This window comes from Arthrobacter sp. H5, from assembly GCF_000520595.1.
GTDB lineage: Bacteria > Actinomycetota > Actinomycetes > Actinomycetales > Micrococcaceae > Arthrobacter_D.
This window is the reverse complement of sequence record NZ_AZSC01000344.1, coordinates 1-7719: the sequence shown is the minus strand read 5'-3', so window position 1 is coordinate 7719 and position 7719 is coordinate 1. Positions and strand designations below refer to the sequence as shown.

8 protein-coding genes and 1 pseudogene are annotated in these 7719 nt (G+C 61.8%); 3 read left to right on the top strand and 6 right to left on the bottom strand.

Annotation, left to right across the window (positions count from 1 at the left end):
• Together Y708_RS0101265 and Y708_RS22120 are read left to right on the top strand one after the other, a co-directional pair.
• Positions 1 to 717: glycoside hydrolase family 15 protein (locus Y708_RS0101265; protein ID WP_028278532.1), on the top strand; the 717-nt coding region annotated here is incomplete at its 5' end.
• Positions 636 to 1274 (top strand): glycoside hydrolase family 15 protein, encoded by a 639-nt coding sequence (locus tag Y708_RS22120; protein WP_155853608.1) that lies wholly within the window; start codon positions 636 to 638, stop codon positions 1272 to 1274. The genes Y708_RS0101265 and Y708_RS22120, both read left to right, overlap by 82 nt.
• Positions 1275 to 1314: 40 nt before the next feature.
• On the opposite strand, the gene Y708_RS0101255 is transcribed toward Y708_RS22120, so the two are convergent.
• A complete protein-coding gene (locus Y708_RS0101255) occupies positions 1315 to 2211 on the bottom strand; it encodes an SDR family oxidoreductase (protein ID WP_028278530.1) in 897 nt (298 codons plus the stop codon).
• A gap of 30 nt (positions 2212 to 2241) precedes the next feature.
• A complete protein-coding gene (locus Y708_RS0101250) occupies positions 2242 to 3042 on the bottom strand; it encodes an SDR family NAD(P)-dependent oxidoreductase (protein ID WP_028278529.1) in 801 nt (266 codons plus the stop codon).
• Between the two features lie 126 nt (positions 3043 to 3168).
• On the opposite strand from Y708_RS0101250, the gene Y708_RS22115 reads away from it, so the two are divergent.
• Positions 3169 to 4020 (top strand): SMP-30/gluconolactonase/LRE family protein, encoded by an 852-nt coding sequence (locus tag Y708_RS22115; RefSeq protein WP_253905650.1) that lies wholly within the window; start codon positions 3169 to 3171, stop codon positions 4018 to 4020.
• Here Y708_RS22115 and Y708_RS0101240 read toward each other — a convergent pair.
• The 4 genes and pseudogenes from Y708_RS0101240 to Y708_RS30255 form a co-directional block, all read right to left on the bottom strand.
• The gene (locus Y708_RS0101240) at positions 4007 to 5785 is read right to left on the bottom strand and encodes a glycoside hydrolase family 15 protein (protein ID WP_028278528.1); all 1779 of its coding nucleotides are present in this window, start codon (positions 5783 to 5785) and stop codon (positions 4007 to 4009) included. The genes Y708_RS22115 and Y708_RS0101240 overlap by 14 nt on opposite strands.
• Complete coding sequence (locus Y708_RS0101235; RefSeq protein WP_155853606.1) at positions 5782 to 5988, bottom strand: hypothetical protein; 207 nt, start codon at positions 5986 to 5988, stop codon at positions 5782 to 5784. Before Y708_RS0101235 ends, Y708_RS0101240 begins: the two co-directional genes overlap by 4 nt.
• A 544-nt stretch (positions 5989 to 6532) precedes the next feature.
• A pseudogene (locus Y708_RS22110) lies at positions 6533 to 7278 on the bottom strand (bile acid:sodium symporter); the annotation flags it as partial.
• The gene (locus Y708_RS30255; RefSeq protein WP_216699705.1) at positions 7169 to 7657 is read right to left on the bottom strand and encodes a hypothetical protein; all 489 of its coding nucleotides are present in this window, start codon (positions 7655 to 7657) and stop codon (positions 7169 to 7171) included. The gene Y708_RS30255 and the pseudogene Y708_RS22110, both read right to left, overlap by 110 nt.
• Positions 7658 to 7719 lie beyond the last annotated feature (62 nt).

Here is a 7719-nt window from a genome sequence, read left to right as displayed (position 1 = left end):
CTCCTGCTTACCGGCGACCGCGAACTGCAGATCGAAGGATCGCGAGCCGTGGGCAGCTTTCCCCTCGGAGCGGGTGAGCGTGCCACGTTCGCCCTGCACCACCGCCAGTCGACCGACCCGCCGACCACGCCGCTGGATGGCTCGCCGGCCCTGCAGGACACCATCACAGGGTGGCAGTCCTGGAGCGCCATGCACCAGGGATATCAGGGGCCCTATCGGGACCTGGTCCGGCGCAGCGCCCTGGTCCTGCAGGCCCTGACCTATCGGCCGACCGGAGCAGTGGTCGCGGCCCCCACGACGTCCTTGCCCGAGGAGATCGGCGGCACCGCGAACTGGGACTACCGGTTCGGGTGGTTGCGCGATGGGAGTCTGACGCTGAAGGCCCTGTGGGTGGCGGCCTGCCCGGACGAAGCGCAACGGTTCTTCGACTGGATCACCGCCTCAGCCGGTCCGGCCGACGACGGGCCCCTACAGATCATGTTCGGGGTCGGTGGGGAGCACGACCTCACCGAGCACACCCTCGACCACCTGGCAGGGTACGCCGGTAGCCGACCGGTGAGGATCGGCAACGACGCGTGGACGCAGAAGCAACTCGATGTTCAGCCGGTCCGGCCGACGACGGGCCCCTACAGATCATGTTCGGGGTCGGTGGGGAGCACGACCTCACCGAGCACACCCTCGACCACCTGGCAGGGTACGCCGGTAGCCGACCGGTGAGGATCGGCAACGACGCGTGGACGCAGAAGCAACTCGATGTCCTCGGCGAGGTTCTGGAGTGCGCGTGGATCCTGCGCGAGCAGCTCGGGCAGCTGTCCCCGACCACCGCGGATTTCCTGATCTCCGTGGCCGACCGGGCCGCGGCCACGTGGCGGGAGCCCGACGCCGGCATCTGGGAAGGGCGCGAGGGAGAGCGGGACTACCTGACCTCGAAGCTGATGTGCTGGGTGGCCCTGGACCGGGCCGTGAAACTCGCGGCGCAGATGGACGCCCCGGGTGAGAAGGCGCAGCGGTGGGAGACCGTGCGCGATGAGGTCCCCGCCGCGATTCTGGACCGCGGGTGGAGCGATTCGGCCGGTGCGTTCACGGGAGCGTTCGGCTCCGACCACCTCGATGCCGGCGTCCTGCTGATGCCGCTCATGGGTTTCCTACCCGCCGATGACAAGCGAATCCTCGCCACCATGGACGCCGTGGAACGGGAGCTGTCCACGGACGCGCTGGTCCAGCGCTGGACCGGGGCCGGCGACGAGGGAGCGTTCGTGATCTGTGCTGACTAGCTGATCTATCTCCGATTGAACCGGTGCGTCCCGCTACCTCTTAGGGTGTGGGCATTCCGCCATTGACGTTGAGTGTTTCTCCGATGACGAAGCTCGACTCTCCGGAGGCGAGGAATACGTAGGCGGGCGCGAGTTCGGCTGGTTGTCCGGAGCGGCCGAGTGGGTTGTCCTTGCCATATTCGGGCAGTTTCTCGGGCGGATACCCTTGCGTTACTTGTAACGCAGTCCAGGTGGGGCCGGGGGCCACTGCGTTGACGCGGATGCCGCGGGGCGCGAGCTGTTGCGCTAGCGCTTTTGAGAAGTTGTTGATGGCGCCTTTCGTGGTCGCGTAGTCGAGTAGGAATGGTAGCTGGTGGTAGGCCTCGAGGGATGCCGTGGCGATGATGGTCGAGCCGGGCTTCAGATGCGGTACGGCTGCTTTGATGATCCAGAACATCGCGAACACATTTGTGTGCATGGTGTCCTCGAACTGCTCGTCACTGATGTCTTCCAGTTTTTCGACGAAGACCTGTTTTCCGGCGTTGCTCACGACGATGTCCAGGCCGCCCAGCCCGGTGACCGCGGCTTCGACTAGTTCCCGGCAGTAGTTTTTGTCTTTCAGGTCGCCGGGGAATGCGACCGCCGTGCGGCCGGCCTCTTTGATCAGGCCGACGATGTGGTTAGCGTCCTCTTCCTCTTCGGGCAGATAGGAGATCGCAACATCGGCGCCCTCCCGGGCGAATGCGATGGCGACCGCACCGCCGATTCCGGAGTCTCCACCAGTGATGAGGGCCTTGCGTCCGGTAAGCCGCCCGGAGCCGCGGTAACTTGTTTCTCCGAGGTCTGGCACCGGGTCCATGTTCGCTTGGATGCCCGGCTCTGGCTGTTGCTGCGTGGGCGGAGAGATGGAAGGGTAAAGTGTGCGCGGGTCCGCGAGGGCGTGTTGGTCGGTCGCCATGATGGTCCTTTCGTGGTGTTGGGCGGGGCTTTAGATGCTGGCTACAGAGCCGGAGTCGACGCGGTAGTTCGCCCCGTTGACGAAGCTGGCGAGATCCGAGCAAAGGAACGCGACCACGCTGGCCACTTCATCCGGTGTGCCGCGGCGCTTTAGCTCTATAAACGGGCGCTTTTCATCGAGGAAGGTGGTGATCGCCTCCGGAACCGAAACGCCGAGCTTGTCTGCCCGCTTTTCCATCATCGCGTCCGTCATCGGGGTATGGATGAAGGCCGGTGACACACAGTTGACCAGCAACCCTTCCAGGGCGTAGCTGCGCGACAGGCCTTTGGCAAGCGCGAGGACACCGGCTTTGGCGGAGCAGTACGGCAGTTCGTCGTCGTACGGTTGTGTCCCATCTTCTGATGCCAAAAAGACGAGCCGACCCCAGCCGCCTGTGCGAAGCGACGGCAGGAAAGCGTTGACAAGCCGAACCGGGCCCATCAGGTCGACGAGGAGCGTTTCCATCCAGCCCTCGTCCGTCAGCTCATGGAAGAGGCCTTGGGCACCCGTAATGCCTGCTGACTGCACCAAGATATCGATGTCGCCTACTGCGTCAAGCACCTTGTCTCGAAGGGCCGCGATCGAGTCGATGCTGGTGATGTCCGCAACGAATGCGTGCAATTGGTCCGGTTTCGCGTCCAGCTGCTGGGCCGCAGCATCCAGTTTGTCCTGGTATTGGTCGGTGATGACTACCGTGACGCCTTCGGCAAGTAGCAGGCGGGCGGTGTGCCAGCCGATACCCGAATCGGCGCCGGAGATGAGTGCTATTTTTCCTTTGATACCAAGGTCCATGATTTGACCGTACGCTGGGCACCCAACAATTTCCAAGGCCTTTACATCGCCGTTCAGCGATGCTGTGCTGGATCGGTGAGTAACACCGTTGGAGACCCGGAGGTATTCAGGAGCACCGGCGCGATCTTGGGCGAAAGCCTCATCTGGGATGGTGAGGGCGGGGCGCCGGCCATGTTGTGGTGCGACATCACCGCCGGACTCATCCACCGGAGTGCGCCAGGCATGCCTACCGACGGCTCGGCTGACGACACAATCACGCTGACCCCGCCGGTGGCTTCTTTTTCGCTCGCGGAGATAGGAGGATGCTCGGGCTTCATCGTGTCGCTCGAGGATCGGGTCGTCCTAACGGATGTTTCGGGTCGCTTGATCCGAACGGTCGCCGAGATCCCTCACTCCCGCGTTGGCCTGCGGTTCAATGAGGGAAAAGTTGATCCGGCGGGACGGTGGATCACCGGATCGATGAATCTCTTCAGTGGCGATCCGGTCGGTGCGTTCTACTCAGTCTCCGGCGACGGGGACGTGCGTGTGCTCCGGGGCGGTATCGGTGTTGCCAATGGGCTGGAGTGGTCCCTGGATGGTCGCCGTATCTTCTTTACAGACACCAGTGTCGGCACGATCTACACGGGCGCGTACAGTGCGGACGGCGATATCACGGATGTGGACGTGTTCATCCACGGTGCACCGCACGATGGTCTCACGATCGATACGGACGGTAATTTCTGGGGCGCGCTGTACGGGGGCGGCAAGGTCGTGCACTACGACTCGAACGGCACCGAGCTCTTCGCCATCGATTTACCGGCACCGAATGTTACCTCTGTAGCATTCGGCGGCGCCGACCTCTCCACCCTGTATGTTACGAGCGCGCGTGAAAATCTGACGCAAGCACAGTTGGAGGAGTATCCGCTATCCGGTGCCGTATTTACGATCCAAACGGACGTTCAAGGACGCCAGCCCACCTCGTTCTTCACTCACGGGTGAGCTCCTCGATTGTGATTGCGGCATTGATGAGTGCGAGGTGACTCAACCCTTGTGGCAGGTTGCCTAGAAACGCTTTGTCGCTTGGATCGATCATCTCTGAATAGAGGCCCACATCGTTGGCCAACCCAACGAGTTCGTTCATGAGCGCGACGGACTCATCATCGCGACCGACGCACGCCAGTGCCGATGCCAACCAGAACGAACAGGCAACAAATGCTCCCTCCTCGTGGGCAGCCCCGGTGTAGCGGTAAGTAAGTGAACCATCGCCGAGCTCGGCGCGAATTGCGTCTATCGTCGATGACATCCGCGAACCGCGGTCAAACCCGCTTTGCGCGTGAAGGAGTACGGACGCATCCAGATCGTCACCGCCCGCCCAGCCGACGAAACTCTTCCGCGTCTCGGACCAGCAGTTCTCGCGTACCCACGCTGCGATAAGTTCGGTTTCGGATTGCCAGTGTGCGGAGTTTCCCGGGATCTGGCCCATCTCGCAGAGGCGCGTCGCGTCGGTGAGGGCCTGCCAGCATCCCATCTTTGACGAGGTGTAGTGGCGCTGCTCGGGGAGTTCCCACATACCGGCGTCCGGCTGTCGCCAGATGCCCGTCACGTGATCCGCGAGTGAAGCCAGCAGTAAACCGGTATCCACATCGAGCACATTTCCGGCCTCGACATATACACGCATAACGTTGAACAGGTCACCGTACACCCCGAGCTGCAGCTGGTTGGCTGCTCGATTGCCGATGGTGACCGGCCCAATTCCGCGCCATCCCGGCACCTCACGGGTTTCAACCCCGGAGGGAACAGTGCCGTCCAGTGTATAAAAAATGTGTAACTCCGGGCCGCACTCTTTGATCGTGCGAAGCAGCCATGCAACCGCCGCGTGGGTTTCCTCGCGAAGGCCGAAACGAACCAGGGAACGCACCGTATACGCCGCATCCCGTACCCACGCAAAGCGGTAGTCCCAATTTTTGCCGCCGCGGAGGTTCTCGGGAAGCGAGGTCGTCGCCGCCGCCGCAATCGCGCCCGTCGGACTGTATATCAGTAGTTTCAGGGCCAGAGCACTGCGCTGGACAGCGTCCGCCCATGGCCCGTCATAGTTGAAGTCGTCCGACCACGATCGCCATTTCTCGATCGTGCGGTTCACACCCTCGTCGGTCAATTCGGGTACCGGCACATGAACCGGTTCGGTTGCGGTACCCGCGACCGTAATGAGGTGGCGGGACTTCGCTGCCGTCGTAAAACTTCCGGCCAGTGCACGGTTGCCACCCTCTTGTGGTCCATGCGCCAGTCCGCGCACCGCAAGTGTCAATCCACCAACGCGGATGACCTTTCCGTGAATCGTCGTGTCGACCCACGGCGACGCTACCGACAGGCACGTACCGGGAGTAACTCGCCACCGGAAACGCACGACACCATCGATGCCATCGATACGCCTCGCGAGCTCCACCCACGGAAGCTGGCCGGCGAATCCGGTGACGAGGGCATCCGTAACTCGGGCGACACCCGAATCCGTTGTGAAGGTGGTCTCCAACACATTGGTTCCGTGGGCGTACCGGCGCGTGACGGTAAAATCTCCCACGGGCGCGAGCTCAATGCTGCCGCCCTCTTTTGCGTCCACCAGCCGCGCGAAAACAGGGGTAGAGTCGAGCGCCGGGATGGGAAACCAATCGATGCCGCCATCCAGTGCGATCAACGCCACCGTGCGTCCGTCACCGATCGCAGCGTACGAGCGTAAGTCAGCATAGTCGCCCTGCCCCCGGGTGCTCATTCGGCTCCCATCGCTTGGCCGGTCGGAACCTGTGCCGCGAACGGGTGCAACGGGTGAGCGATCGGAAACCCGGCCAGTACGTCACGAAGCCACCGCGGCTGAACGATCACCGTGACGGCGCTGTGCAATCCGTTTGCCAGCGGGTCAAGCCCCGCGGCGTTTTCGAGGCGGTTCACCGCCTTCAGCAGCGACAGTCGCTTCATGTCCCTCCCAATGAAGTAGTGTGCGCTCCAGCCTATCCGTAGGAGGCCCTGGCGGTACCCAACCGCCCGCACATCCACGACACAGAAAATTCTGCGCCCTTTTCCTGAACCAGACAGGGAAAACCTTCTGCCGTTGTTTTTCCGGCGGTAGAGACACTGACACTTTTTCAGGAGAATACGTCACCACATTTCTTGGCGGAGTCCTACTCACCGCGATGATCACATTCCACCGGGTCCACAATTAACGGCCCTTCGCATTCAAGCATGGGTGAGGGGTTTCTGCCGGTACGGGCGGTTCTGGCGCAGGCGGATATTCCCCGGGCGGTACTGTACCTACCGCCAGCGGCGCCAGCACCATCCGGGAGCAGGTCGAAAACCACGGTCGTAAAGCGATCGTGGTGCAAGGAGACCACGGCGACGAGGCCAAGGTGCAGGAAAGATTCCACGCCGAAATCGAAACATTCGGGCGGATCGACATCCCCAATTAAACGTGCCCGAAACTCGACAATCTTTGCGAAATTCCCCTGAACGAAGAAGAAGCTGGCTATACGCGCTCTGGTTGAAGCCTGATGATATGCGGAATCACTTTGACGTAGACGATTATCCCGATGAGCTCCACCAGAGTTTGGGTGACCACGACGAGGGCTACCAAAGCTAGGGGCTCAGGCAACGCTAGAGCCAATGGGAGCACGACCAGGGAGTTGCGCGTGGCTCCACTGAAGACCACGGCCCGTGTACTGCCGACGTCGAGCCGGAAGATTCTTGCTGCGGCAATTCCAACCGGAACCATGATGATCAAAAAAGCCACGTACAGCGGGACGAGGGCCAACAGCGACATGATTTCCTGCCCCACACCGACGATCTGGGAGCCGACGACGACGGCGAGTGTGGCCATCATCAGCGGGACCATCGAGCGTTCCATCGTGACCATGACGGTCCTTCCGGTTCTGCGCCGCTCAGCCAGTTTCTGGGTTAGGGCAGCCAAGACCAGAGGGATAATAATCAGAACGATCAGGGCTTCAATAAACGGTTCCGGATCAATGGCCGAGACCACCTCGGGGCCAACGAAAACCAGCGGTAAACCGGGAGCATCACCATCTGGGCCAGCATCAAAACGGGTGCTGCGGCGAGCAGGCGATCACTTGATGCCCCGGCCAGACCGGAAAATACAATCACGTAGTCAATGCAGGGAGTCAGCAGAACCAGAAGCACGCCCACCAGGAGTGCCTGGTCCGCTGCCACGAAACGTGAGAGCCCGAAAACGACAATCGGGACGAGGACGAAATTCAGGCTCTCCTGACGTAAGTGTGGGCGCCGTTATTTCTGGTATGGAAGTTTGATGTTTACTGGTCCGCAGGCGAGTGTGATCAGGGCCAGTGCGGCTTGCGGGGTGTGGAATCCGTAGGATCGTCGGGTCATGGTGCGGATTCAATGTCAGAGCCGCACCCATGAACCGTATGTCGTGCACCGCTTTACCGATCGCCGCGAAGGGAATGCCCAGGAACGTCGCGTAGAGCAGCAGGCCGAGCACCGGGTTGATCCAGTGCTCCAGCGGCTCTGATGCGGCGGGAATCAACCACCCAAATGCTCCTCCGGCCGCGATGGCCAGCAGGTACAAGCCGATCCGCCGGCGTTCCATGAATTCAATGACACCAAGCATCTTCACCATTCTCAAGTAGCGGCAGCGGGCCCGGACTTACGGACCCGCTGAGTAGGACATAGAGGCGGTCG